This is a genomic window from Streptomyces sp. NPDC058464, assembly GCF_042721035.1.
Taxonomy (GTDB): domain Bacteria; phylum Actinomycetota; class Actinomycetes; order Streptomycetales; family Streptomycetaceae; genus Streptomyces.
In genome coordinates, this window is the sequence record NZ_JBHXMA010000029.1 from 118142 (window position 1) to 143542 (window position 25401).

21 protein-coding genes are annotated in these 25401 nt (G+C 68.2%); 10 read left to right on the forward strand and 11 right to left on the reverse strand.

The genetic code is table 11. The features are described from left to right. Nucleotides 1–99 precede the first annotated feature (99 nt). The gene (locus ACFWPQ_RS33540; RefSeq protein WP_384043069.1) at nucleotides 100–2355 is read right to left on the reverse strand and encodes a transglycosylase domain-containing protein; all 2256 of its coding nucleotides are present in this window, start codon (nucleotides 2353–2355) and stop codon (nucleotides 100–102) included. Between the two features lie 746 nt (nucleotides 2356–3101). Here ACFWPQ_RS33540 and ACFWPQ_RS33545 point away from each other — a divergent pair. The 3 genes from ACFWPQ_RS33545 (at nucleotide 3102) to ACFWPQ_RS33555 (ending at nucleotide 6347) form a co-directional block, all read left to right on the forward strand. Beyond that, the gene (locus ACFWPQ_RS33545; RefSeq protein WP_384043072.1) at nucleotides 3102–3785 is read left to right on the forward strand and encodes a PadR family transcriptional regulator; all 684 of its coding nucleotides are present in this window, start codon (nucleotides 3102–3104) and stop codon (nucleotides 3783–3785) included. Nucleotides 3786–3828: 43 nt separating this feature from the next. Then, entirely contained in the window at nucleotides 3829–4911 is a 1083-nt protein-coding gene (locus ACFWPQ_RS33550) for an inositol-3-phosphate synthase (RefSeq protein ID WP_361285230.1), read from the forward strand. 140 nt (nucleotides 4912–5051) lie between these two features. Continuing rightward, entirely contained in the window at nucleotides 5052–6347 is a 1296-nt protein-coding gene (locus ACFWPQ_RS33555; RefSeq protein WP_384043075.1) for an MFS transporter, read from the forward strand. A 97-nt stretch (nucleotides 6348–6444) separates the two neighbouring features. Here ACFWPQ_RS33555 and ACFWPQ_RS33560 read toward each other — a convergent pair whose 3' ends face one another. Further along, on the reverse strand, nucleotides 6445–7911 hold the full coding sequence (locus tag ACFWPQ_RS33560; protein WP_384043078.1) for a CCA tRNA nucleotidyltransferase: 1467 nt from the start codon (nucleotides 7909–7911) through the stop codon (nucleotides 6445–6447). A gap of 285 nt (nucleotides 7912–8196) precedes the next feature. Between ACFWPQ_RS33560 and ACFWPQ_RS33565 the strand changes: the two genes are divergently transcribed. The 7 genes from ACFWPQ_RS33565 to trxA all read left to right on the forward strand — a co-directional run bounded on the left by ACFWPQ_RS33565 (nucleotide 8197) and on the right by trxA (nucleotide 18068). Continuing rightward, nucleotides 8197–10671: a DUF6049 family protein gene (locus ACFWPQ_RS33565; RefSeq protein ID WP_384043081.1), complete on the forward strand. Its 2475-nt coding sequence runs from the start codon at nucleotides 8197–8199 to the stop codon at nucleotides 10669–10671. Between the two features lie 46 nt (nucleotides 10672–10717). Continuing rightward, complete coding sequence (gene murJ / locus ACFWPQ_RS33570; protein ID WP_384043084.1) at nucleotides 10718–13030, forward strand: murein biosynthesis integral membrane protein MurJ; 2313 nt, start codon at nucleotides 10718–10720, stop codon at nucleotides 13028–13030. Between the two features lie 119 nt (nucleotides 13031–13149). After that, nucleotides 13150–14874, forward strand: a complete 1725-nt coding sequence (locus tag ACFWPQ_RS33575) for a protein kinase family protein (RefSeq protein WP_384043086.1) — start codon at nucleotides 13150–13152, stop codon at nucleotides 14872–14874. A 35-nt stretch (nucleotides 14875–14909) separates the two neighbouring features. Further along, a complete protein-coding gene (gene sigM / locus ACFWPQ_RS33580; protein WP_384043089.1) occupies nucleotides 14910–15635 on the forward strand; it encodes an RNA polymerase sigma factor SigM in 726 nt (241 codons plus the stop codon). Next, nucleotides 15632–16528 (forward strand): anti-sigma factor family protein, encoded by an 897-nt coding sequence (locus ACFWPQ_RS33585; protein WP_384043091.1) that lies wholly within the window; start codon nucleotides 15632–15634, stop codon nucleotides 16526–16528. Before sigM ends, ACFWPQ_RS33585 begins: the two co-directional genes overlap by 4 nt. 192 nt (nucleotides 16529–16720) lie before the next feature. Then, a complete protein-coding gene (gene trxB / locus ACFWPQ_RS33590; RefSeq protein WP_384043094.1) occupies nucleotides 16721–17689 on the forward strand; it encodes a thioredoxin-disulfide reductase in 969 nt (322 codons plus the stop codon). 46 nt (nucleotides 17690–17735) lie between these two features. Further along, nucleotides 17736–18068 (forward strand): thioredoxin, encoded by a 333-nt coding sequence (gene trxA, locus ACFWPQ_RS33595; RefSeq protein ID WP_089100462.1) that lies wholly within the window; start codon nucleotides 17736–17738, stop codon nucleotides 18066–18068. A 61-nt stretch (nucleotides 18069–18129) separates the two neighbouring features. On the opposite strand, the gene ACFWPQ_RS33600 is transcribed toward trxA, so the two are convergent. The 9 genes from ACFWPQ_RS33600 to rpmH form a co-directional block, all read right to left on the reverse strand. Continuing rightward, entirely contained in the window at nucleotides 18130–18747 is a 618-nt protein-coding gene (locus ACFWPQ_RS33600; RefSeq protein WP_384043097.1) for a GNAT family N-acetyltransferase, read from the reverse strand. Between the two features lie 339 nt (nucleotides 18748–19086). Continuing rightward, nucleotides 19087–20214, reverse strand: a complete 1128-nt coding sequence (locus ACFWPQ_RS33605) for a ParB/RepB/Spo0J family partition protein (RefSeq protein WP_384043100.1) — start codon at nucleotides 20212–20214, stop codon at nucleotides 19087–19089. Continuing rightward, on the reverse strand, nucleotides 20211–21284 hold the full coding sequence (locus ACFWPQ_RS33610; protein ID WP_384043149.1) for a ParA family protein: 1074 nt from the start codon (nucleotides 21282–21284) through the stop codon (nucleotides 20211–20213). The genes ACFWPQ_RS33605 and ACFWPQ_RS33610 overlap by 4 nt, the downstream gene beginning before the upstream one ends. 298 nt (nucleotides 21285–21582) lie before the next feature. Continuing rightward, on the reverse strand, nucleotides 21583–22299 hold the full coding sequence (gene rsmG / locus ACFWPQ_RS33615) for a 16S rRNA (guanine(527)-N(7))-methyltransferase RsmG (protein WP_384043103.1): 717 nt from the start codon (nucleotides 22297–22299) through the stop codon (nucleotides 21583–21585). 118 nt (nucleotides 22300–22417) lie between these two features. Beyond that, nucleotides 22418–22930: a protein jag gene (locus ACFWPQ_RS33620; RefSeq protein ID WP_384043106.1), complete on the reverse strand. Its 513-nt coding sequence runs from the start codon at nucleotides 22928–22930 to the stop codon at nucleotides 22418–22420. Between the two features lie 15 nt (nucleotides 22931–22945). Further along, nucleotides 22946–24256: a membrane protein insertase YidC gene (gene yidC, locus ACFWPQ_RS33625; protein ID WP_384043109.1), complete on the reverse strand. Its 1311-nt coding sequence runs from the start codon at nucleotides 24254–24256 to the stop codon at nucleotides 22946–22948. A 3-nt stretch (nucleotides 24257–24259) separates the two neighbouring features. Then, nucleotides 24260–24625, reverse strand: coding sequence for a membrane protein insertion efficiency factor YidD (gene yidD, locus ACFWPQ_RS33630; RefSeq protein WP_361285269.1), 366 nt, complete (start codon nucleotides 24623–24625; stop codon nucleotides 24260–24262). Next, nucleotides 24622–24993, reverse strand: coding sequence for a ribonuclease P protein component (gene rnpA, locus ACFWPQ_RS33635; protein WP_089100455.1), 372 nt, complete (start codon nucleotides 24991–24993; stop codon nucleotides 24622–24624). The genes yidD and rnpA overlap by 4 nt, the downstream gene beginning before the upstream one ends. Before the next feature lie 21 nt (nucleotides 24994–25014). Beyond that, nucleotides 25015–25152, reverse strand: coding sequence for a 50S ribosomal protein L34 (rpmH, locus tag ACFWPQ_RS33640; protein WP_015659252.1), 138 nt, complete (start codon nucleotides 25150–25152; stop codon nucleotides 25015–25017). Nucleotides 25153–25401: the final 249 nt, after the last annotated feature.

Below are 25401 nucleotides of genomic sequence, written 5' to 3' on the forward strand. Positions count from 1 at the left end.
TACGCCGAGGGCCGCCGCACCTCGTCCGGTGCGACGGCCCATGTTTCACGTGAAACAGACTTCGGCGGGCGAAACAGTCACCAACCGGTCAGACCGCGGCTAGCCGGTCGACCCGCCGAAGAGATTTCCTCCACCGTTGGCATTGCCTCTGGTGCTGCTGTCGCCGGTCGTCTCCGTAGCCGTCGGCGAGGACGTCGTACCGGACGTGCTGCCGGTGTCACCGCCGTCGGTGGAGCAGTTGAAGGTGAACTGGCAGGTCTCCGTCGCCGTGGGCGACGGGGAGGTGGCCGTCTCGCTGGGCGTGATGGTCGGCGTCTCGGTCGGCGTCTCGCTCGGCGTGATGCTGACGGTCGGCGTCGGCGAGGGAGCCCCCGACTCGTCGGCGATCTCACCCACCTTGGTGGCCTCCGGGAAGCCCGGGTCGTTCTTGCCCTTCAGCGCGGACTCCATGTACTCGGTCCACACCGAGGTCGGGATGTCACCACCGTGGATGGACTCCACGCCGGCGGTGCCGTTCATGGAGAGCAGCTCGGCGTCCTTCGGATTCTCGCGGAACATCGCCACCGACGTGGCCAGCTGCTGGGTGTAGCCGACGAACCAGGCCGACTTGTTGCTGTCGGTGGTACCGGTCTTGCCCGCCGCCGTACGGCCCAGGGCCTTGGCGTTGGTACCCGTACCGTTCTGGATCACGTTCTCCAGGGTGTCCGTGACGTTGTTCGCGATGTTCTCGGGCATCGCGCTGGTCACCTTCGGCTTGCTGAAGCCCTGCAGGTCAGTTCCGTCCTGCTTGACCTCGGTCACCGAATACGGGTCCGCGTGCTTGCCGGAGGCGGCGAAAGTCGCGTAGGCGTCGGCCATGCGGATCGCGCTCGGAGTCGACGTACCGAGGGCGAAGGACGGGTTGAGGGTCGCGAAGCTGCTGTCCAGGATGCCGGACCGGCTGGCCACGTCCCTCACGTGAGACATGCCGACGTCCCAGCCGAGCTGCACGAACGGCGTGTTGATCGACTGCTCCATCGCCTTGCGCAGGCTGATGTATCCCCAGCGATAGTTGCTCTCGTTGTTCTGGAAGAACGTCGAGCCGTCCTTGTTGAGGACGGCGGTGCCGTCCTCGTTCATGACCTTGAGGTGGTCGTTGCCGTTGTACTTGCTCAGCGGCGAGACCCCTTCGGGAGAGGTCTTGTACGTGCCGTACTGCATGGCGGCGGCCAGGACGAAGGGCTTCCACGTCGAACCGACAGGGACACCGGAGGTGTCGGCGTTGTTGGTGAAGTGGTTGTTCTCGTAGCCGGCACCGCCGTACAGGGCGACGATCGCGCCGTCGTTGGGCACCACCGAGGCGGCACCGAACTGGACGTACTTGTCCTTCTCGCGGTTCTTCGGGTCCAGGCGCGCCTTCTGGACCTTCTCCACGGCCGCGGTCAGCGCGTTGACCTTGTCCTTCTGGAAGGTCGTGTAGATCTGGAAGCCGCCCTGGTCGAACTGCGTCTCCGTGATGTTGGAGTGCGCGAGGACGTACTTCTTGGCCGTGTCGGCGAGGTAGCTGATCTGGCCGGTCATGCCCTTGATCGCCTTGCGACCCTGGGGCATCGGGTACTTCTTGATGGCCGTCTGGTACTCGGCGTCGGTGAGGTGCTGGTCCTTGTGCATCTCCTCGAGGATCCAGGCCCAGCGGTCGTGCGAGCGCTGGTAATTGGCCTTTTGAGATGCCGAGGGGTCGATGTCCGGGTTACCCGCGGGGTCGTAGTACGTCGCGCCCTTGAGCAGGGCCGCCAGGACCGCGCACTGACTCGGCTTGAGGTCCTTGGCGTCCACGCCGTAGTAGGTCTGGGCGGCGGCCTGGATGCCGTACGCGCCACGGCCGAAGTAGGAGGTGTTCAGGTAGCCCTGGAGGATCTGGGACTTGCTGAACTTGGTGCCCACCTTGATGGAGATGAACATCTCCTTGAACTTCCGGGTGAGCGTCTGGTCCTGGCTGAGGTAGGTGTTCTTGACGAACTGCTGGGTGATCGTCGAACCACCCTGGGTCTCACCGCCCTGGGCCATGTTGACGAGAGCGCGGGCGATGCCCTTGAAGTCGACGCCCGGGTCCGTGTAGAAGCTCTTGTTCTCCGCCGAGATCACCGCGTTCTGCATGGCCTCGGGGATCTGGGCGATGTTGACGTTCTGCCGGTTGACGCCGGTGCCCGTCGCGACCATCTGCTTGCCGTCGGACCAGTAGTAGACGTTGTTCTGGGACTGGGCCGCCGTGTTCTCGCTCGGCACGCCCACCATGGCATAGCTGACGCCGACCAATGCGACCAGGCTGCCGAAGAAGGTGATGCACAGGCCGGAGACGAGTCTCCAGGAAGGCACCCAGCGGCGCCAGCCGAACCTGTTCGCCCGGGGGTAGTCGATCAGGCGCTTCTTGCCGGGCGCCGTCGACGCCCGGCCTCTGCCGCGCCCAGGCCCGGCAGGACCACCCGGACCACGGCTCCCGTTGTCGGCCGGTCTGCGGCGACTGTTTCCCGTGCTTCTCTGCGCCGCGCGGCGTGCCTCGGCACGGCTGCCGTACGGACGCTCCTCACCTCCCGAGCCCGAGTCCGACCCATAGGAACTGGACCCATAGGAGTCGGAAAGAGACCCGGTGGCGCCTCGCGGTGCCGCACGGCGGCCGGAGGACGGTCCGGACTGGCCGCGTCGGGCCGCGGCACGTCCGCCTCCCTGCGGCGGCGGCGGTTTGCGGCGGTGCTCGCTCATCGAACGATTACTCCTCGGGCAGGCGCACCCGTGCGCGCCTGGAACGGCGGCTGGTTTCCGGTCCCCCCAAAGTACGGATGTGGTCGGTCCTGCATTCACCCGTACTGCACCGGGGACGTGGACGCCCCCCAGGCGTCACTTGGTTCCCGGTGGTGTGCATGCCGCACAGACTACGCACCACCAAAACCCGCCGAGGCCCGAAGTTCACCCCAAATCAGGCAACTTGCCTCCAACGAATCGGTGATGTGATCCCGTTCACCGTCGCTCCTCTTGTCGCACGGGGAAGGTCGATCTATCGTCGGGATGTATCGAGTCGATACATCAGAGCGAGATAAGCAAGCCGCGGACGAGAGGAGGGGACCATGAGCCGGCGTTCCGGCATTCTTGAGTTCGCCGTCCTCGGCCTGCTCCGTGAGTCCCCGATGCACGGCTATGAGCTGCGGAAACGCCTCAACACGTCGCTCGGCGTCTTCCGTGCCTTCAGCTACGGAACGCTCTACCCCTGCCTCAAGACGCTGGTCGCCAACGGCTGGTTGATCGAGGAGCCGGGGAACACCGCCGAGGACGCCCTCGCCGCACCGCTCGCCGGCCGCCGCGCCAAGATCGTCTACCGGTTGACGGCCGAGGGGAAGGAGCACTTCGAGGAGCTTCTGTCCCAGACCGGCCCCGACGCGTACGAGGACGAGCACTTCGCGGCGCGGTTCGCCTTCTTCGGGCAGACCTCGCGCGATGTGCGGATGCGCGTGCTGGAGGGCCGCCGCAGCCGGCTGGAGGAGCGCCTGGAGAAGATGCGCGCCTCGCTGGCACGGACTCGGGAGCGCCTCGACGACTACACGCTTGAGCTCCAGCGCCACGGAATGGAGTCCGTGGAGCGCGAAGTGCGCTGGCTGAACGAGCTCATCGAGAGCGAGCGGGCCGGGCGGGACCTGAAGGGTTCCGCCTCCGGGGGGTCCGCTCAGCAGAACACCACCAATGGAGCGCCGGGCGCCCTGCCCCGGTCCGGGGAACCTCTCCGGCCGGATGCGTCCGACGACACCGCCACGTGAGTCCCGTTCAGGGCCTCACTCGTACACACAGGGAGCAACCGGAATGGGTTCGGTTCGCGTAGCCGTCGTCGGCGTGGGCAACTGCGCCGCGTCGCTGGTACAGGGAGTCGAGTACTACAAGGACGCCGACCCGGCGTCCAAGGTCCCCGGCCTGATGCACGTGCAGTTCGGCGAGTACCACGTCAAGGACATCGAGTTCGTCGCCGCGTTCGACGTGGACGCCAAGAAGGTCGGCCTCGACCTGGCGGACGCCATCGGCGCCTCCGAGAACAACACCATCAAGATCTGCGACGTGCCCAACACGGGCGTGACCGTCCAGCGCGGCCACACCCTCGACGGTCTCGGCAAGTACTACCGCCTGACCATCGAGGAGTCCGAGGCCGAGCCGGTCGACGTCGTCCAGATCCTCAAGGACAAGCAGGTCGACGTCCTGGTCTGCTACCTGCCCGTCGGTTCCGAGGACGCGGCGAAGTTCTACGCCCAGTGCGCCATCGACGCCAAGGTCGCCTTCGTCAACGCCCTCCCGGTCTTCATCGCCGGCACCAAGGAGTGGGCGGACAAGTTCACCGAGGCCGGTGTGCCGATCGTCGGTGACGACATCAAGTCGCAGGTCGGCGCCACCATCACGCACCGCGTCATGGCGAAGCTGTTCGAGGACCGGGGCGTCGTCCTGGACCGCACGATGCAGCTGAACGTCGGCGGCAACATGGACTTCAAGAACATGCTCGAGCGTGATCGCCTGGAGTCCAAGAAGATCTCCAAGACGCAGGCCGTCACCTCCCAGATCCCCGACCGGGACCTCGGCGAGAAGAACGTCCACATCGGCCCGTCCGACTACGTCGCCTGGCTCGACGACCGCAAGTGGGCCTACGTCCGTCTCGAGGGCCGTGCGTTCGGCGACGTCCCGCTGAACCTGGAGTACAAGCTCGAGGTCTGGGACTCCCCGAACTCCGCGGGTGTCATCATCGACGCCCTGCGCGCCGCGAAGATCGCCAAGGACCGCGGCATCGGCGGCCCGATCCTCTCCGCGTCCAGCTACTTCATGAAGTCCCCGCCGGTCCAGTACTTCGACGACGAGGCCCGCGAGAACGTGGAGAAGTTCATCCGCGGCGACGTCGAGCGCTGACCCGGCACACCGCCGGACGCTGAAGCTCCACAGCTCAAGCTCGCAAAAAAACGCTCCTGCCAGGGCTCAGAAGGGTCCCCGAGTCATCCGATCCGGGGACCCTTCTCCTGTGCACGGCCCCATATGTGAGGCTGTGCCCCATGTCCGTCGTCCGCGACCTGCGTGTCCTGCTGCGCCTGCGGAACTTCCGCCGTCTACTCGTCATACGCCTGCTCTCCCAGGGGGCCGACGGTGTCTACCAGGTCGCCCTCGCCGCCTATGTCGTCTTCTCCCCGGAGAAGCAGACCTCACCGGCCGCGATCGCCTCGGCCATGGCCGTCCTGCTCCTCCCGTACTCCCTCGTGGGCCCCTTCGCCGGCGTCCTCCTGGACCGCTGGCGCCGCCGCCAGATCTTCCTCTACGGCAATCTGCTGCGTGCGCTACTGGCCGCGGCCACCGCCGTCCTCATGGTCAGCCACGTTCCCGACTGGCTCTTCTACGCCTCCGCCCTGTGCGTCACGGCCGTCAACCGCTTCGTCCTTTCGGGTCTCTCCGCCGCACTGCCACGGGTGGTCGACACCGACCGGCTGGTGCTCGCCAACTCTCTGTCCCCGACCGCCGGCACCCTTGCCGCGACCGCCGGCGGCGGCCTCGCCTTCGCGGTACGGCTGGTCGCCTCGGATTCCGATGCCGCGGTGGTGTCGCTGGGCGCCGTCCTGTACCTGTGCTCGGCCCTCGCCTCCCTGCCCATGGCCCCCGACCTTCTCGGCCCGGACCGGCATCCCGCACAGCCGAGCCTGGGAACGGCCGTGATCACCACCGCACGCGATCTTCTGGAGGCGATACGGCATCTCGTTGCACCGCAGCGCCGTGAGGCGGCCTGGGCGCTGGTCAGCATGACGGCGATGCGCTTCTGCTACGGCGCGCTGCTCGTCCTGGTGCTGATGCTGTGCCGGTACGCCCTCTCCCCGGACCCGGACCACGGACTCGGGCTGCTGGGGCTGGCCCTGGGGATCTCCGGCGCGGGCTTCTTCGCCGCCGCCGTGGTGACGCCGTGGACCGCGGGTCGGCTCGGCCCCGGCCGCTGGATCGTTGTGTGCGCCGCGTCCGCCGCCGTACTGGAGCCCGCGCTGGGCCTCCCGTTCACGACCGTCCCCATGCTCGTCGCTTCCTTCGTGCTGGGGCTGATCACCCAGGGCGCGAAGATCGCCACGGACACCATCGTGCAGTCGTCCGTCGACGACGGTTTCCGCGGCCGGATCTTCTCGGTGTACGACGTGCTCTTCAACGTCGCCTTCGTCGGGGCCGCGGCTGTGGCCGCGCTGATGCTCCCACCGGACGGCCGCTCAGCGACCCTCGTCATCACGGTCGCCTTCGTCTACGCGGCGGTCGCCGTGGCCATGGCCCGCTTCGAACGCAGCCGACAGCCGCAGCAGAATCACGCACGACCGCAGTGAGGTGATGACGAGGGGCGATGTTTCACGTGAAACATTGCCCCTCGTCGCGTCCCGGCAGGGTCATGTTTCACGTGAAACATGACCCTGCCGCGCATCCTCAGACCTGCTCGGCCCACCACTCCTTGAGGGCGGCCACTGCTGCGTCGTGCTCCATCGGCCCGTTCTCCAGCCTCAGCTCCAGCATGTGCTTGTAGGCCTTGCCGACCTCCGGACCAGGGCGGATACCCAGAATCTCCATGATCTGGTTGCCGTCGAGGTCCGGGCGGATCGCATCAAGTTCCTCCTTTTCCTGGAGCTCGGCGATGCGCTGCTCCAGGCCGTCGTAGGCCCGGGAGAGCGCGGCGGCCTTCCGCTTGTTGCGGGTCGTGCAGTCGGACCGGGTCAGCTTGTGCAGTCGGTCGAGCAGCGGGCCCGCGTCGCGGACGTAGCGGCGGACCGCCGAGTCCGTCCACTCCCCGGTGCCGTAGCCATGGAAGCGCAGGTGGAGTTCGACCAGCTGCGAGACGTCCTTCACCAGTTCGTTGGAGTACTTCAGCGCCGTCATGCGCTTCTTGGTCATCTTCGCTCCGACCACCTCGTGGTGGTGGAACGAGACCCGGCCGTCCTTCTCGAAGCGGCGGGTACGCGGCTTGCCGATGTCGTGGAGCAGCGCGGCAAGACGGAGGGTGAGGTCGGAACCGTTCTCCTCCAGCGCCATGGCCTGTTCCAGGACGATCAGCGTGTGGTCGTAGACGTCCTTGTGCCGGTGGTGCTCGTCGCTCTCCAGCCGAAGGGCGGGCAGCTCGGGCAGGACATGGTCGGCGAGGCCGGTGTCGACGAGCAGGGTCAGCCCCTTGCGCGGGTGGGCCGAGAGGATCAGCTTGTTCAGCTCGTCCCGGACCCGCTCGGCCGAGACGATCTCCAGACGGCCGGCCATGTCCTTCATCGCCGCGACGACCTCGGGGGCCACCTCGAAGTCGAGCTGCGCCGCGAAACGGGCGGCACGCATCATCCGCAGCGGATCGTCGGAGAAGGATTCCTCGGGCGTCCCCGGGGTGCGCAGCACGCGCTTCGCCAGGTCTTCTCGACCGCCGTACGGGTCGATGAACTCCTTCTCCGGCAGCGCCACCGCCATCGCGTTCACCGTGAAGTCACGGCGGACGAGGTCCTGCTCGATGGAATCGCCGTACGACACCTCGGGCTTGCGCGAGGTGCGGTCGTAGGCCTCGGACCGGTAGGTGGTCACCTCGATCTGAAAAGGCCTGACAGTGTCCCCGACGCGGGCATCCTTCTGTGCGCCGACGGTACCGAAGGCGATCCCGACCTCCCAGACGGCGTCCGCCCACGGCCGGACGATCTTCAGTACGTCCTCGGGGCGGGCGTCGGTCGTGAAGTCCAGGTCGTTGCCGAGCCGGCCCAGCAGCGCGTCCCGAACCGAGCCGCCCACCAGGGCAAGCGAGAACCCGGCCTCCTGGAATCGGCGGGCGAGGTCGTCGGCGACGGGCGCCACCCGCAGCAGTTCGCTCACCGCGCGCTGCTGCGCCTGGCTCAGGGCAGAGGGATTGTCTTCATTGGCGTTCGGCACAACAGAACAGACTACGTGCCCCAGACGGTCCGAAGCGCCTCCGTATTCCGGCAGCACCCCATGTAGAGCTTCCCTGCGGAGAGGGTGGGACATCTCACTCGATACCCCAATAAGCACAGCGCTCGTCGCCTAACTGAGTATCGCGACGATACTGGATATAGGGGACGGCCCGATCTCATCTACCGATCTTGTAAAGCAGACCGCGGCACTTCCGTTCAGCGCACCTCGTTACCATGCGTGGACGCACATTCCGACGACCACTGACGACGAGGGACGGACGAGCGCGTGGCCGAGGCGGCAGACTTCCAGGGGACGCCCTCACCTGCCCGCCGCTGGCTGCGGCGCACCGGGGCACTACTTGCGGGTGCGCCCCTGCTGGCCGGACTGATGCAGCTGCCCACGGCGGCGCCGGCGCAGGCGGCCGGCACGGACACCGTGTCCGTCGCCCTGGACTCGCTGAGCCCCAGCGCCCCCAGCGACGGGGACACGCTCACGGTCTCGGGCACGGTGACCAACAACGGCAAGCAAGCCGTCACGGACGCGCACGTGGACCTGCGAATGGGCTCCCTGCTCGGCACGCGCTCCGAGATCGACACGGCCGCCCAGCACTCCGACGACCTCCAGTCGAGCCTCGGCACAGAGGTCGGCGGCAAGTACACCGAGGACTTCGACTCGCTCGGCCCGGGGGTCGCCGAGCACTTCAGCATCTCCGTGCCGGTCGACAAGCTCGACCTCGGGCAGGACGGCGTGTACCAGTTCGGCGTCTCGCTGTCCGGCAAGACATCGGCTCAGCAGTGGGACCAGGTCCTCGGCATCCAGCGGACGTTCCTGCCGTGGCAGTCCTCCGAGGCCGACACGAAGACGAAGACGACGTATCTGTGGCCGCTGATCTCCACCGTCCATGTGACGGCGAAGACGGGTGCGGGCGAGCTCCAGACGCCCGTCTTCCAGAACGACGACCTCGCCAAGGAGATCTCGCCCGGCGGCCGGCTGGTCCAGATGCTCGCGCTCGGCAAGGATCTCGACGTCACCTGGGTGATCGACCCGGATCTGCTGGCCTCCGTGGACGCCATGACCCGCAGCTACCGGATCCAGGGCGCCGACGGCACCACCACGGCCGGCACCCATCAGGCGGTGGCCAAGCAGTTCCTGGACGACCTGCAGGACGCGGTGACGGACAGGGAAGTGGTGGCCCTCCCCTTCGCCGACCCGGACCTGGCCTCCCTCGCCCACAACGGCACCAGCGTGACCGGCTCGCTGAGCCACCTCAAGGACGCCACCGACGTGGCCGCCACGACCGTGAAGACCGTGCTCCACGTCACGCCGAGCACCGACTTCGCGTGGCCCGTGGACGGCGCCGTCGACCCCTCGATCATCAAGGTCGCCACCTCTGCGGGTGCCGACAAGGTGATCGCCCGTAGCGACAGCCTCCAGGAGACCGGCGGGCTGACCTACACGCCCTCGGCGGCACGTCCGATCGGCGGCGGCACGACGGCGGTGGTCGCCGACGCACGGCTGTCCACGGCGTTCGGGGGCGATCTGACGCATGCCGACTCGTCGACCCTCGCCGTGCAGCGGTTCCTCGCTCAGAGCCTGGCGCTGAACACCCAGACCGACAAGCAGCGCAGTATCGTCGTCGCCCCGCAGCGGATGCCGTCGGCAAGCCAGGCCCAGGCGATGGCGACGGCGATCACCGCACTGCAGAACAGCAACTGGTCGGAGTCCCAGGATCTCGCGGCGGCTGCCAAGGCCAAACCCGACCCCGGCGCGACCACGAAGATCCCTTCGTCGTCCGCGTACCCGTCCTCGCTGCGCAAGCAGGAACTGCCCCGGACGGCCTTCGAGCAGATCGCCCGCACCCAGGACAAGCTCGACAACTTCCAGGTGATCCTCACCGACCAGTCCCGGGTGGTGACCCCCTTCGGGCGGGCCATAAACCGGGAGATGTCCACGTCCTGGCGGGGCAGCGGCAGTGAGGCGGACAGCTTCCGCACGAGCGTGGAGTCCTGGCTCGACGACCTCATCAGCCAGGTCAAGCTGATCGACAAGTCCGAGACCAAACTCTCGGGCCGCAGCGCCACCATCCCGGTCACGGTCCAGAACAACCTGGTCCAGGGCGTCAGCCACCTCGTCCTGCGGCTCACCTCGAGCATGCCCACCCGGCTGGAGATCGGCGGCAATCCCTACTACGAGCAGCCTGTCGAGGTCTCCGGCGGCCACAGCCAGTCCGTGAAGTTCTCCACCGCGGCCAACGCCAACGGCCGGGTGGAGGTCACCGCTCAGCTCTACACCGAGGACGGCCAGAAGTACGGCGCGCCCGTCAGTTTCGACGTGAAGGTCACCGAGGTCACACCGACGGTGATGCTGGTCATCGGCGGCGGTGTGCTGCTGCTGGTGCTCGCCGGCTTCCGGATGTACACCCAGCGCAAGCGGGCGGCCGCCCGGCGGGCCAACGAGGACGACGGCCCCGACGAGGGCGACGGCCCCGACGAGGCGGGCGAGGACACCTCGGACACTCCGGGTGGTGCCCCGGAGACTCCCGGCACCCTGGAGACTCCCGACGGCTCGGCAGGCGAGAGCTCAGGGGGCACCGGGGACGCCGACGGGCCCGGGAACCCCGCTGCGCATGGGGATCGTCTCCCGGAGGAGTCCGCCGCACGGTCCGGGGCAGACGACCCGGAGCAGCCGAGTGACCCGACGCCGGACACCGCACCGGAAAGCGCCGACCCGTCCGAGACGGGTGAGAGAGTGGACCGTTGAGCGATGTCGTGGCCGGTGGGCCCGGGACGATGAGGTAGGGGTAACCATGAACGCGCCGTACGACGGTGAAAGCGGCCAGGGCGCGGCCGGTTCGGGCTACCCCGAGCCGCCGCCGGAGCCCGGCCAGGTCCCGCCGCAGCACGCGGCTGACATGTACCTCCAGGACGCCTACAACCAGGACCCGTACCGGGCCCGGGACCTCTCCGCCCAGGACCCGGTGGCCGAGGCGCTCTACGACCGTGCCGCTCACCCCCCGCCGGCTCCGGGCACCTACCCGCAGCAGCCGCTGTACGGGCAGCCCGCCCAGTCGCCGTACGCCCCCGACCCGCATGTGTGGGCCCAGACCCCGGCGCCGGAGCCGGACGGCGCGAGCCAGTACCTGCCGTACGGCGACGACCCGCGCACGACCCAGTTCGTGGGCGTGGACGACCTGGTCTCGCACTCCGGTGAGGAGCGCCACGAGCCGGACGCCTTCGCCCATCTCTTCCGCGACCAGCAGCAGAGCGGCTACCGGGATCCACAGCAGGGCGGCGGTCGGCTGCCCTCGGAGCCTCCTTCGGTGCCCGGTCCGGCAGCCTCCCCGGGAGGGCCGGTGCAGGTGCCTCAGTACCAGGCACCGGCTGCGCCGACCGCCCCGGCTCCTCCCGGTCCCGCGGCCGACCAGACGCTGAACCTCGGTGCCGTGCCCGCGGCGGCTGCGGCACCCGCGCCCGCACCCGCGAAGAAGGGCGGGAAGGCCGCAGGCCTGCTCAAGTCGAGCGCCGTGATGGCGGCGGGCACGATGGTCTCCCGCCTCACCGGCTTCGTCCGCTCCGCGCTGATCGTCTCCGCGCTGGGTGTGGGCCTGCTCGGCGACACCTTCCAGGTCGCCTACCAGCTGCCGACGATGATCTACATCCTGACCGTCGGCGGCGGCCTCAACTCGGTCTTCGTGCCGCAGCTGGTGCGTGCCATGAAGGAGGACGAGGACGGCGGCGAGGCCTTCGCCAACCGCCTGCTGACCCTCGTCATGGTGGCGCTGGGCCTCCTCACCGCGGCCACCATCGCGGCCGCGCCCTTCCTCATCCGCCTGCTGTCCGACTCGGTCGCCAGCGACCCGGCGGCCAACGAGGTCGGCATCACCTTCGTCCGCTACTTCCTGCCCTCGATCTTCTTCATGGGCATCCACGTGGTGATGGGCCAGATCCTCAACGCGCGGGGCAAGTTCGGCGCGATGATGTGGACCCCGGTCCTCAACAACATCGTCATCATCGTCACCCTCGGCCTCTTCATCTGGGTGTACGGCACCGCCGCGCACTCCGGCATGAAGGTCACCACCATCCCGCCGGAGGGCCAACGACTGCTCGGCCTCGGCGTGCTGCTCGGCCTCGTGGTCCAGTCCCTGGCGATGATCCCCTACCTGCGCGAGACCGGGTTCCGGCTGCGGCTGCGCTTCGACTGGAAGGGCCACGGCCTCGGCAAGGCCGCCACGCTCGCCAAGTGGACCGTGCTGTTCGTCCTCGCCAACCAGGCGGGCGCGCTCGTGGTCTCCCAGCTGTCGACCTCGGCCGGCAAGAGCTCCCCGGTCGACGGCACCGGCTTCGCCGCCTACGCCAACGCCCAGCTGATCTGGGGCCTGCCGCAGGCCATCATCACGGTCTCCCTGATGGCCGCCCTGCTGCCGCGGATCTCCCGCTCGGCCGCCGAGAACGACGCGGGTGCCGTCCGCGACGACATCTCCCAGGGCCTCAGGACGACCGCCGTCGCGATCGTCCCCATCGCCTTCGGGTTCCTGGCCCTCGGTATCCCGATGTGCACCCTGATCTTCGGTTCCTCGGGCACCAGCGAGGCCACCAACATGGGGTACATGCTGATGGCCTTCGCCCTCGGCCTGATCCCCTACTCGGTGCAGTACGTCGTCCTGCGCGCGTTCTACGCCTACGAGGACACGCGCACGCCGTTCTACAACACGGTCATCGTCGCCGCGGTCAACGCGGGTGCCTCGGTCGCCTGTTACATGCTGCTCCCGGCCCGCTGGGCGGTGGCCGGCATGGCCGCCTCCTACGGCCTCGCCTACGCGATCGGCGTGGGTGTCGCCTGGCGGCGGCTGCGCAAGCGGCTCGGCGGCGACCTGGACGGTTCCCGGGTCACCCGTACCTATGCCAGGCTCTGCATCGCCTCCGTACCGGCGGCGCTGCTCAGTGGTGCGGCCTGCTACGGCATCGGCCACACTCTGGGGCAGGGCGTGATCGGTTCCTTCGCCGCACTGCTGGTCGGCGGGGCGGTCCTGCTCGGCGTCTTCTACGTGGCCGCGCGCCGCATGCGCATCGAGGAGCTCAACTCCCTCGTGGGTATGGTGCGCGGGCGCCTGGGTCGTTGAGGCAGGGGTAAGCGCACAACCATCGTTCGCCGCCGCGTGTCGTGCATAGCGGAGGACTGTGGGCACAATTGGTTTCGGCGACGGACAGCGTGCAACGGATGGGGAGGCAGGGAACGACGGTGGCGGAACGGAGCACGGCTGCCGTCGACGTGGCAGACAACAGCGGTGACAAGCCGCTGACCGCCAAGGCGGAGCAGTCCACGGCCGACGGGGTGGCCCAGAACCCGGAGCGGGACACGGACAGCGACAAGGCACAGGGAAGCGGCCCAGCCGCGGGTGCTGAGAAGAAGACCGCACCCCCGGAACTGCACAGCGGACACAAACTCGCCAGACGCTACCGCCTCGAGGAGTGCGTCACCCGTCTGGACGGATTCAGCAGTTGGCGTGCGGTCGACGAGAAACTCCGGCGTGCCGTCGGCGTGCACATCCTGCCCGCCGACCATGCGCGCACCCGGGCGGTGCTGGCAGCAGCCCGCTCCGCCGCGCTGCTCGGCGATCCCCGGTTCGTACAGGTGCTGGACGCGGTCGAGGAGAACGACCTCGTCTACGTCGTGCACGAATGGCTCCCGGACGCCACCGAGCTGACCGCGCTGCTCGCGGCCGGACCGCTGGAGCCCCACGACGCCTACCAGATGGTCAGTCAGATCGCCTCCGCCATGGCGGCCGCGCACCGTGAGGGGCTGGCGCATCTGCGCCTCAACCCGAACGCCGTGCTGCGCACCTCCACCGGCCAGTGGCGCATCCGCGGCCTCGCGGTGAACGCGGCGCTGCGCGGCATCAGTTCCGACACCCCGCAGCGCGCCGACACCGAGGCGATCGGCGCCCTGCTGTACGCGGCGCTGACCCAGCGCTGGCCGTACGAGAGCGACGCCTACGGGCTGGCCGGTCTGCCCAAGGACGTCGGCCTGATCGCCCCGGACCAGGTACGTGCCGGTGTCCACCGCGGCCTCTCCGAGCTCACCATGCGCGCTCTGGTCAACGACGGCGCGACCGCCTCCCGCCACGAGTCCGCCTGCACCACGCCGGAGGAACTGGTGAAGGCGATCGGCGAGATGCCCCGCATCCGTCCGCCGGAGCCGGCGTTCACGGCACCGCCCGAGTACCAGCGCACCACGTACCAGCAGGGCACCTACGGCCGTCCCACGCCGCCCGGCGTGACACAGCCGCTCCAGGCTCCGCCGCCCCCGCTGCAGAGCCGCACCGGCAAGGCGCTGAAGTGGGCCGTCTCGGCCCTCCTCATCGCCGCCCTGGGCCTGGGCAGCTGGCAGCTCGCGGACGCCCTGATGGAACAGGGCGACAAGTCCGGCGGTGACACCACCACGCAGCCGACGGACGACGGCGACAAGAACAGCGCCAGCCCCACGACGCCCGCCGCCGCGATAAAGATCCAGGATGCCCAGGAGTACGTCACCGACGGCGGGTCCCAGCACCCCGGCGACGTCAAGCTGACCTACGACGGCAGCACCTCGACCTACTGGCGGACGAAGACCTTCAACGAGGGTCCCGAGCTGGCGCCGTACAAGGCCGGTGTGGGCATCGTGTACGACCTCGGCTCCGCCAGGGAACTGGCCACGGCGAACATCGGGCTTCGCTACGCTGGCGATCACACGACGGTCGAGCTGTACGCGGCCGACTCGCTGGCCCCCGCGTCGCTGAGCTCGATGACGCAGATCGGCAAGGTGACGACCACCGGGAACACCGCCGCGGTGAAGGTCGGCAAGAAGGTGAAGAGCCAGTACGTGCTCGTGTGGATCACCGCTGTGCCGAAGTCGGGGGCAGACCCCGCCGCGTACTCGGGAGCCGGCTACAAGCAGGCCATCACCGAAGTGAAGTTCACAGGCTGACGTCTCACCGGCGGCACCGAAGGCGGAGGGGGCAGATGGCGGAAGGCGCCGGATACGGCGGAGCGAGCGACCAGGATCTGCTCGCCCGCCACGTGGAGGGCGACCCCGATGCCTTCGGTGAGATCGTGCGGCGACACCGGGACCGGCTCTGGGCGGTCGCCCTGCGGACCCTGGGGGACCGCGAGGAAGCCGCTGACGCCGTCCAGGACGCCCTGGTCTCCGCCTACCGGGCCGCCCACACCTTCCGGGGCCAGTCGGCCGTCACAACGTGGCTGCACCGGATCACGGTGAACGCCTGCCTCGACCGTGCCCGTAAGGCGGCCTCCCGCAAGACCGCCCCCGTCGATGACACAGAGCGGCTGGAGCAACTGCTGGAGCCGCATGAATCGGCCTCCGCTCCGGCCGAGCGGAACGACCTGCACCGCCAGCTCCTGGAAGCCCTCGGCACCCTGCCCCACGATCAGCGGGCCGCCCTGGTCCTGGTCGACATGCAGGGCTACCCGGTCGCCGAGGCGGCCCGGATCCTCGATGTGCCCACAGGGACGGTGAAGAGCCGCTGCGCTCGCGGCAGAGCCAGACTCCTCCCGCTGCTCACCCACCTACGGCCGGAAAACACCGGTGACGAAAATGACCCGGACCCGGCACGGAACCGGGCGGAGGGGACATCCGTCCCACCCGCAGCGGGGCCTCAGAGCAGGGGTCCACAGGACACCGGGCCGAGTGATTCAGCGGCAGTGAAGGGCGGAGGTGGGCGAGCGTGACGTCGACGACAGACACCACCGGGCACCCGGACGTCGCGGAGATCTCCGACCTCACCGAGGGCCTGCTCCCCCCTGCCCGGACCGCGGAAGTACGACAGCACCTGGACACGTGCGAACTCTGTACCGATGTCCATGCCTCGCTGGAGGAGATCCGAGGCCTGCTCGGCGCGGTGCCGAGCCCGGCGCGTATGCCGGCCGAGGTCGCGGGCCGGATCGATGCGGCCCTCGCCGCAGAGGCACTCCTGAACGCCGTGGCGCCCGAGGCGCATGTTTCACGTGAAACATCGCCCCGCCAAGCCTCCGTCCCGGAGGACCGTCCCCTCGGGCGGCCGAGCGCCTCGACCGGTCCCGGCCGCAAGGACCACAAGGACCGTGGACGTGGTCGGCGCCGCCGAACCGTCGTCCTGGGTACTGTCTTCACCGCCGCCGTCCTGGGTGCCGGTTCGTTCTTCCTCCAGTCGCTCGGAGGAGACGGACCGACGACCGCGCAGGGCAAGCCGACTAGCTCCGCCGGGACCTTCTCCAAGAGCACCCTCCAGAGCCAGGTGAAGGATCTCCTCGACACGAAGAAGAACGTACAGCGAGGTTCTCAGAAGCCCTTCGGTGTCGAGTCGCAGCCCTCGGAAGCGGGCTCCACGGAAACCCCGTTCACCACCCGGATCTCGCCCTCGGCGTCGGTACCGACGTGTGTCCGCAGGGGCATCAGCCAGACCGGCGATGTCATCGGCGCGAAGGAGGGGACATACGAGGGGAAGGACGCCTTCCTGGTCGTCCTCCCCGACTCCTCCGACGCCTCCCGGGTGACGGCCTTCATCGTCGACGCCGCCTGTGACGGCAAGGCTTCCGCTGCTCCCGGCAAGGTCCTGCTGTCGGAGTCCCTGGCCCGTCCCTGAGCGTCCTCCGGCACGGCTCAGGGACGGAGACGCATCTCTTGTCCCAGCGTGGAAATCCGTACGGTGTGGGATCCCCGTGTGCCCGGACACACCGGGAATGCGCGCCCCGTAGGATCCGTTGGGTGGGGTGAGAGGTTCCGAGGGAAACTCCCACCGGTCGAATGACGTAGACCAGAGACGAGGAATCAACCCGTGAGCGACGTCCGTAACGTGATCATCATCGGCTCCGGGCCCGCCGGCTACACGGCGGCGCTCTACACCGCGCGCGCGTCGCTGAAGCCTCTGGTGTTCGAGGGGGCCGTCACTGCGGGCGGCGCCCTGATGAACACCACCGAGGTGGAGAACTTCCCGGGTTTCCGGGACGGCATCATGGGCCCCGACCTCATGGACAACATGCGCGCCCAGGCCGAGCGCTTCGGTGCCGAGCTGGTTCCGGACGACGTCGTCTCCGTCGACCTGACCGGTGAGATCAAGACCGTCACCGACACCGCCGGCACGGTCCACAAGGCGAAGGCCGTCATCGTCACCACCGGCTCGCAGCACCGCAAGCTCGGTCTTCCGAACGAGGACGCCCTCTCCGGACGTGGCGTCTCCTGGTGTGCCACCTGTGACGGGTTCTTCTTCAAGGACCAGGACATCGCCGTGATCGGTGGCGGCGACACCGCGATGGAGGAGGCGACCTTCCTCTCCCGGTTCGCCAAGTCCGTGACGATCGTCCACCGCCGCGACACCCTGCGCGCCTCCAAGGCGATGCAGGAGCGCGCCTTCGCCGACCCGAAGATCAAGTTCGCTTGGGACAGCGAGATCGCCGAAGTCCAGGGTGCGCAGAAGCTGGCCGGCCTCAAGCTGCGCAACGTCAAGACCGGCGAGCTCTCGGACCTGCCGGTGACCGGCCTGTTCATCGCGATCGGCCATGACCCGCGCACCGAGCTCTTCAAGGGCCAGCTGGATCTCGACGAGGAGGGCTACCTCAAGGTGGCTTCCCCCTCGACGCACACCAACGTGACCGGTGTCTTCGCCGCCGGTGACGTGGTCGACCACACCTACCGCCAGGCGATCACCGCAGCCGGCACCGGCTGCTCCGCTGCTCTCGACGCCGAGCGTTTCCTCTCCGCCCTCGCGGACGAGGAGAAGGCCGAGCCCGAGACGACCTCCGTCTGACCTACCCCCTTCCGCCCCACCGCACGATCAAGTAAAGGAGCCCGCCGTGGCCGGCACTCTGAAGCATGTGACCGACGCCGACTTCGAAGAGGTCGTCCTCAAGAGCGACAAGCCCGTCCTGGTCGACTTCTGGGCCGAGTGGTGCGGCCCGTGCCGCCAGATCGCCCCGTCGCTTGAGGCGATCGCCGCCGAGCACGGCGAGAAGATCGAGATCGTCAAGCTGAACATCGACGAGAACCCGAACACGGCGGCCAAGTACGGCGTCATGTCGATCCCGACCCTGAACGTCTACCAGGGTGGCGAGGTCGCCAAGACCATCGTCGGCGCCAAGCCGAAGGCCGCGCTCGTCCGCGACCTCGAGGACTTCATCGCCGAGTGATGTTTCACGTGAAACACGAATGGGCCAACCCCCACGGGTTGGCCCATTCGCATTGCGGCACTCACAGCGGCCGAAGCGCTGGTTCCTTCTGTACGGCCCCCAGAAGCCGGTCGAGCGCCAGCTCCACGTCTTCCTTCCAGGAGAGCGTCGTCCGTAGCTCCAGCCGCAGCCTGGGGTGCAAGGGATGCTGCCGGACCGTCTTGAAGCCCACGGCCAACAGATGCTCGGCAGGCAGCAGACAGGCCGGCTCCTTGTAGCGGACGTCGCCGAACGCCTCGATGGCCTTGAAACCCCGTCGCAGCAGATCCTTGGCGACCGTCTGCACCATCACGCGTCCGAGTCCCTGCCCCTGATAGCCGGGCATGATGAAGGCGGTCATGAGCTGCACGGCGTCCGATGACACCGGGCTCGTGGGGAACGCCGTGGAACGCGGAACGTAGGCGGGCGGAGCGTAGAGCACAAAGCCCACCGGTACGTCGTCGACATAGACCACCCGGCCGCACGATCCCCAGTCGAGCAGGACAGCGGAGATCCAGGATTCCTTCTCCAGCGCGGATGTACCCGCTCTCACCGCTGCTTCGCCGCTGACGGGATCCAGTTCCCAGAAGACACACGAGCGACAGCGCTGGGGAAGGTCCTGAAGGTTGTCCAGCGTGAGCGGTACGAGCCGACGCCCCATGAAGGCTGTTCCTCGCTTCCTTCGCCCGCGGCGTCGCGAGCGGCTGTCAGAGCGCTGCGTTCCCTGAGCAGACTGCCGAAGAATCCGACGGTCGCGCCCAGTCCCAGACCTGCGCTCACCAGTCCGGTGCGGCTCATCGATCGCATGGCCCCCGCCTCTCTCAGAGGTGCTGCCAGCTGTCAGGTGGATGCGCCATACCGTTCGCATCGTATCCACACAGCGATTCCACCGATACCGCCTGAAAGCAAAGAGCGGACCGCGTTCCGATACACACCGGACACGGTCCGCTCCCTGAGCGACAAGGCACCGACCGGACGGGAAACGTCCGGTCCCGGGCGGTCAGCCCTCGAACTCCTCGGACTCCGCGGCGGCCGAGGAGTCGCCGTCGTGGAGCCCCTGGTGCAGAACCGGCCCCTCGCCCGGGGCGAGCGTGCCGAGGATCCGCTCAAGGTCTTCCATCGAGGCGAACTCGACGGTGATCTTGCCCTTCTTCTGCCCCAGGTCGACCTTCACCCGTGTCTCGAAGCGGTCCGAGAGCCGGGTCGCGAGGTCGCTCAGCGCCGGGGAGACCCGAGCGCCCGCCCGCGGCCCCTTGGCCCGCGTCGTCGTCTGGGGACGCGAGCCCATGAGGGTCACGATCTCCTCGACAGCCCGCACCGACAGTCCCTCGGCAACGATCCGGTGGGCCAGCCGGTCCTGCTCCTCCGAGTCGTCGACGGAGAGCAGCGCCCGGGCGTGCCCGGCCGACAGGACTCCCGCGGCGACCCGGCGCTGGACCGCCGGAGAGAGCTTCAACAGCCGCAGGGTGTTGGAGACCTGCGGGCGGGAGCGCCCGATGCGGTCGGCCAGCTGGTCGTGCGTGCAGTTGAAGTCCTTCAGCAGCTGGTCGTAGGCGGCAGCCTCTTCCAGCGGGTTCAACTGGGCGCGGTGCAGGTTCTCCAGCAAGGCGTCCAGAAGGAGCTTCTCGTCGTCCGTCGCCCGGACGATCGCCGGGATCGCCTCCAGGCCGGCCTCACGGCAGGCCCGCCAGCGCCGCTCGCCCATGATGAGCTCGTAGCGGGAGGGACCCAATTGCCGTACGACGACGGGCTGGAGAAGACCGACCTCCTGGATGGAGGTGACCAGCTCCTGGAGCGCGTCCTCGTCGAAGACCTCACGCGGCTGACGCGGGTTCGGCACGATGTCGTCGAGAGGGATCTCCGCGAAGTGCGCGCCCATCGGAGGTGCGGGCGTCTCCACGCCTCCTCCGACTCCGAACACCGACGGCTCCTCGGCTTCATATGAAACAGCCGGCAGAGTCGTCACCTTCGCCGCGGCGACCCCACGGTCGGTCGTCAGCACCGGAACCGCGGCGGGGGACGGCGCTACCGTTCCCCCCACGCCCGTCTGGGCCGGGTTCATCTCGGTCGGGGCAGCTGGGATCAGTGCACCAAGCCCACGACCCAGCCCCCTCCGTCGCTCGCTCACTGGATCCCCTCCACCATGTTCGGGTTGGTCTGAGCGCCGATGTGGGCCTGCGTCGGGTCGTAACTGACACCGACGCCCCTCAGCGCGATTTCTCGGGCCGCCTCAAGGTAGGAGAGGGCACCGCTCGATCCAGGATCGTAGGTCAGTACCGTCTGCCCGTAACTCGGCGCCTCCGAGATGCGGACCGAGCGGGGAATGCTCGTCCGCAGCACCTCGTCGCCGAAGTGGCTGCGCACCTCGTCCGCGACCTGGGAAGCGAGACGCGTCCGGCCGTCGTACATGGTGAGCAGGATGGTCGACACATGCAGGTCGGGGTTGAGGTGCCCCCGCACCAGGTCGACGTTGCGCAGCAGCTGGCCGAGGCCCTCCAGCGCGTAGTACTCGCACTGGATCGGGATGAGCACCTCGGCACCCGCGACCAGCGCGTTGACCGTCAGCAGGCCGAGCGAGGGCGGGCAGTCGATGAGGATGTAGTCCAGCGGCTGCTCGTACGCCTGGATCGCCCGCTGCAGCCGGCTCTCCCGCGCCACCAGGGACACCAGCTCGATCTCCGCACCGGCGAGATCGATCGTGGCGGGGGCACAGAAGAGGCCTTCGACGTCCACCACCGGCTGGACGACCTCGGCCAGCGGCTTGCTCTCGACCAACACGTCGTAGATGGACGGAACTTCAGCGTGATGGTCGATACCCAGCGCAGTGGACGCATTGCCCTGTGGGTCGAGGTCGATCACCAGAACGCGGCCGCCGTGCAGGGCCAGGGACGCGGCAAGGTTGACCGTCGTGGTCGTCTTGCCGACACCGCCCTTCTGATTGGCAACCACCATGACTCTGGTCTGCTCCGGACGTGGCAGACCTTCGCCGGCGCGGCCCAGAGCCTCCACAGCGAGTTGGGCAGCACGACCGATGGGAGTGTCGTCCATCGGAGGCGGTGTTTCACGTGAAACATCCGCCCCCATCGACTCGGTACGGGGACCGGGGACCGGATCGGTCATCGGTCCCGCGATGTTGGCGTCGGACCGCAAGGATTCACTCTCCTCGACTTCAGGCTCGCAATGAACAGAGCCTCCCATGCCTTCGGGGTCGTGAACCAGTGAGGCCTGGTGTTCTGTGGAGAAATCCACCTCTGTGGACAACTCCGCGCCCCGCAGGGAGGACGGAGTGTCACCAGACGCCCCCTCTCTGAGAGAACCGAGGGGCTTTCGGTCGCGAGGTTCGGCCGCGGCGCGGCCCCGGCCGATGATGCCGTGTAGCAGTGAGCGACGTTTCACGTGAAACACGATGCACAGCGAGCAGGACCGAAAAGCCGCGACACTCCGTCATGCGTAGGTTTGGCAGCTTGTGTGGAGTACGTCTGGTCGTCAGGACGGATCAGCGGCGCCTACGTGTCCTCCCCGTACGAGCCGCCTTCGCCCGCTTGGCCGCGAAGCGCACGCCGCCGGGGCTCTCCCCGACCTCCACACGGACGACGGTCGACAGCGGATCCACCACGCCCTCACCCACATGCAGGATCGACGTGGACACCGCACCGAGCTTGGTCAGCGCGGTGGACGCGGCCTTGAGCTCCTCCTCCGCCGTGTCGCCCTTGAGGGCGAGCATCTCACCGTAGGGACGCAACAGCGGGATGCCCCAGGCGGCCAGCCGGTCCAGCGGGGCCACGGCACGAGCCGTCACCACATGCACCGGAGGCAGCTTGCCCATGACCTCCTCGGCACGGCCCCGCACCACGGTCACATGGTCCAGGCCGAGCAGCTCGACGACCTCGGTCAGGAAGTTGGTGCGCCGGAGAAGTGGCTCCAGCAGGGTGATGTTGAGGTCCTCCCGGACCAGCGCCAGCGGAATGCCCGGCAGCCCGGCTCCGGAACCCACGTCGCACACCGTCACCCCCTCGGGGACGGCCTCCGAGAGCACGGCGCAGTTCAGCAGGTGGCGCTCCCACAGGCGGGGGACTTCCCGTGGGCCGATCAGACCACGCTGCACGCCTGCCTCGGCGAGCAGCTCCGCGTAGCGGACCGCATCGGCGAAGCGCTCACCGAACACTTCCCGCGCCTGCTCGGGCGCCGGGGGGAGCTCCGCAGCCTCCGTCACGGGGAACCGTCCTTCCGTACAGCGCCGGCGCTCCGCGCACCGGCCACCAGAACTACCAGGCTGACAAAGTTCGGCCCCGCCTGCTCAACAGACGGGGCCGGTACAACAGGGGGACCGCTCAGGCAGGCAGTACGACGACGAACCGCTCCGGCTCCTCGCCCTCCGACTCGCTGCGCAGACCGGCGGACTTGACCGCGTCGTGCACGACCTTGCGCTCGAACGGGGTCATCGGCTTGAGCTTCACGGGCTCGCCGGTGCTCTTCACCTCGGCGGCGGCCTTGGCGCCCAGCTCGGAGAGCTCGGCACGCTTCTTGGCGCGGTAACCCGCGATGTCGAGCATCAGCCGGCTGCGGTCACCGGTCTCCCGGTGCACGGCCAGGCGGGTCAGCTCCTGGAGCGCCTCCAGCACCTCGCCGTCACGGCCGACAAGCTTCTGCAGGTCGCGGCCGCCCGAGTCGCTGATGATCGACACGGAGGCGCGATCGGCCTCCACATCCATGTCGATGTCGCCGTCGAGGTCGGCGATGTCCAGCAGACCCTCAAGGTAGTCCGCCGCGATCTCGCCCTCCTGCTCCAGGCGGGTCAGGGTGTCTGCACCCTCGGCAGCGGCGGAGGTGGTGCCTTCCGTCACGGGATGGGCTCCTTCTTACTTCTTGGACGGGGACTTGGGGCGCTGCGGACCGCCCTTGCGCTGACCGGACTGGGCCCTGCTGCGGCCGTTGGAGCCGCCCTTCGGGGCCTGCTGGGCAGTCGGCTTGGCGTCCTGCGGCTCGTCGGACTTCTCCAGCGAGGTCGTCGCGTCCGACGAATCAGCCGAAGCCGACGAGTCCGAAGAAGCCGATGTGGACTCGCCGGGCGCCTTCGTGCTTCCGGACTGCCGCTGGGCCTTGCTCTGGCGCTTGGGCTGCTGACGCTTGGCGGCACCGGTGGCCGTGACGCCGTCCTCGGTCTGCGCGACGGCCTGGGCCTCGCCCTTCACCACGGTGCCGTCGGCCTGGGCCACGAGACCCGCCTTGGTCAGCCCGTTGATGAACGTGCGCTCGAACTCGTTGCGGTCCCGGCCCTTGGCGACGATCGCCTTGACGATGGTCTTCTCGCTGCGCCGACGGGTCTTGCCGTGGTGCGTGACGTGCTTGGTGAGGCGCTCCAGGTACGCGGCCTGGGCCTTGGAACCCGGGGTCGGGTTGTTGCGGATGACGTACATCTGCTGGCCCATGGTCCACACGTTGGTGGTCAGCCAGTAGACGAGGACACCGACCGGGAAGTTGATACCGAAGACGGCGAACATGACCGGGAAGACGTACATCAGCATCTTCTGCTGCTGCATGAACGGCGTCTTCACCGTGGTGTCGACGTTCTTCGTCATCAGCTGGCGCTGCGTGTAGAACTGCGACGCCGACATCAGGACGATCATGATCGCGGTGACGACCCGGACGTCCGTGAGGGAGGCACCGAGCGCCTCGACCTTCGCGGAGCCGTCCGTGAACTTCGCGGCGAGCGGTGCCCCGAAGATGTGGGCCTTACGGGCACTGGCGAGCAGCGACTCGTTGATGACGCCGATCGTCGAGCCCGTCGCGATGCCGTTGAGCACGTGGTACAGGGCGAAGAAGAACGGTGACTGCGCCAGGATGGGAAGGCACGAGGAGAGCGGGTTGGTGCCCGACTCCTTGTACAGCTTCATCATCTCTTCGGACTGGCGCTGCTTGTCGTTCTTGTAGCGCTCCTGGATCTTCTTCATCTCGGGCTGCAGCGTCTGCATGGCCCGGGTCGCCTTGATCTGCTTCACGAAGAGCGGGATCAGGCAGATGCGGATCAGGATCACCAGGGACACGATGGACAAGCCCCAGGCCCAGCCCGTGTCGGGACCGAAGATCTTCCCGTACACCGAGTGGAACTGGACGATGACCCATGAGACGGGTGTCGTGATGAAGCTGAACAAGCTGGCAATCGTGTCCACTAATCATGCTCCTTGGGCATGGGACGAAGTCTCTGCGGCCGGGCTCGAAGGAAGCTCGGAAGGAGGCTTCTCCTCGGTGGCCGGTTCGGCGGCGGAGGACCCGCCCCTGCGTGCACGCCAGGCGTCACGCAGCATTTCGTGCCACCGCGGGCGCTTGCGCGGCGGGACATGGTCCACACCGCCGAGCGACCACGGATTGCACCGCAGGATGCGCCAGGCCGTGAGTGCCGTGCCCTTGATCGCACCGTGCCGGTCGATGGCCGTGTAGCCGTAGTGGGAGCACGACGGGTAGTACTTGCACACGGGCCCCAGCAGCGGACTGATCGTCCACTGGTACAGCTTGATCAGAGCCAGCAGCGGGTACTTCATCGCGCGCCCCCTCCCAGCAGCCGCTCGATGGCGGCATCCAGGTCTCGGGCCAGCTGTGCATGGTCGGCGTCGCCCGCTCCGGGCAGCGCTCGTACGACTACCAGGCTACCGGGGGGAAACAGGGCGACTCGCTCACGCATCAGATGACGCAGTCTGCGCTTCACTGTGTTGCGCACAACGGCACCACCCACGGCCTTGCTCACGACGAAACCCGCACGCGTCGGGGGAGCGCTCTCCCCAGGCGCGTGCGGGTCCGTGGCACCGCTACGAAGATGGACGACGAGGGACGGGCGGCCAGCCCGACGACCCCGTCGTACCGCGGTCGCGAAGTCCTCGCGCCGCCTCAGCCGATGCTCGGTAGGCAGCACGACGTCATGACCTGATCGGGATCAGGCGGACAGGCTGGCGCGACCCTTGGCACGACGGTTCGCGAGAATCGCGCGGCCGGCACGGGTGCGCATCCGCAGGCGGAAGCCGTGGGTCTTCGCGCGACGACGGTTGTTCGGCTGGAAGGTGCGCTTGCTCACTCGGGGGCTCCAGAAATCAAATCGGGTGTGGCGGGTGCCGTCCTGGCTGTCACCGTGCGCCCACGAGTAGCTCGCATCACGCCCGAGTGCACCGCTTCCCGATCACCTTCAGCGATCTGTGCCCATCGGAGGCAGGCGGCAGCAGCCATCGACAACTCGACCTGGTTACGGTACGCGGGGCTACGCCATTCGGTCAAACCAGCAGTGACGGAGAGACACTATCCACAGGCTGGGGACAACAACTTGAAC

Coding starts and splice junctions, on each gene's coding strand:
- ACFWPQ_RS33545 (WP_384043072.1), top strand. CDS start 3,102: ATGAGCCGGCGTTCCGGCATTCTTGAGTTCGCCGTCCTCGGCCTGCTC.
- ACFWPQ_RS33610 (WP_384043149.1), bottom strand. CDS start 21,284: ATGGGAGGCTCTGTTCATTGCGAGCCTGAAGTCGAGGAGAGTGAATCC.
- sigM (WP_384043089.1), top strand. CDS start 14,910: ATGGCGGAAGGCGCCGGATACGGCGGAGCGAGCGACCAGGATCTGCTC.
- ACFWPQ_RS33600 (WP_384043097.1), bottom strand. CDS start 18,747: ATGGGGCGTCGGCTCGTACCGCTCACGCTGGACAACCTTCAGGACCTT.
- murJ (WP_384043084.1), top strand. CDS start 10,718: ATGAACGCGCCGTACGACGGTGAAAGCGGCCAGGGCGCGGCCGGTTCG.
- ACFWPQ_RS33555 (WP_384043075.1), top strand. CDS start 5,052: ATGTCCGTCGTCCGCGACCTGCGTGTCCTGCTGCGCCTGCGGAACTTC.
- ACFWPQ_RS33550 (WP_361285230.1), top strand. CDS start 3,829: ATGGGTTCGGTTCGCGTAGCCGTCGTCGGCGTGGGCAACTGCGCCGCG.
- yidD (WP_361285269.1), bottom strand. CDS start 24,625: ATGAAGTACCCGCTGCTGGCTCTGATCAAGCTGTACCAGTGGACGATC.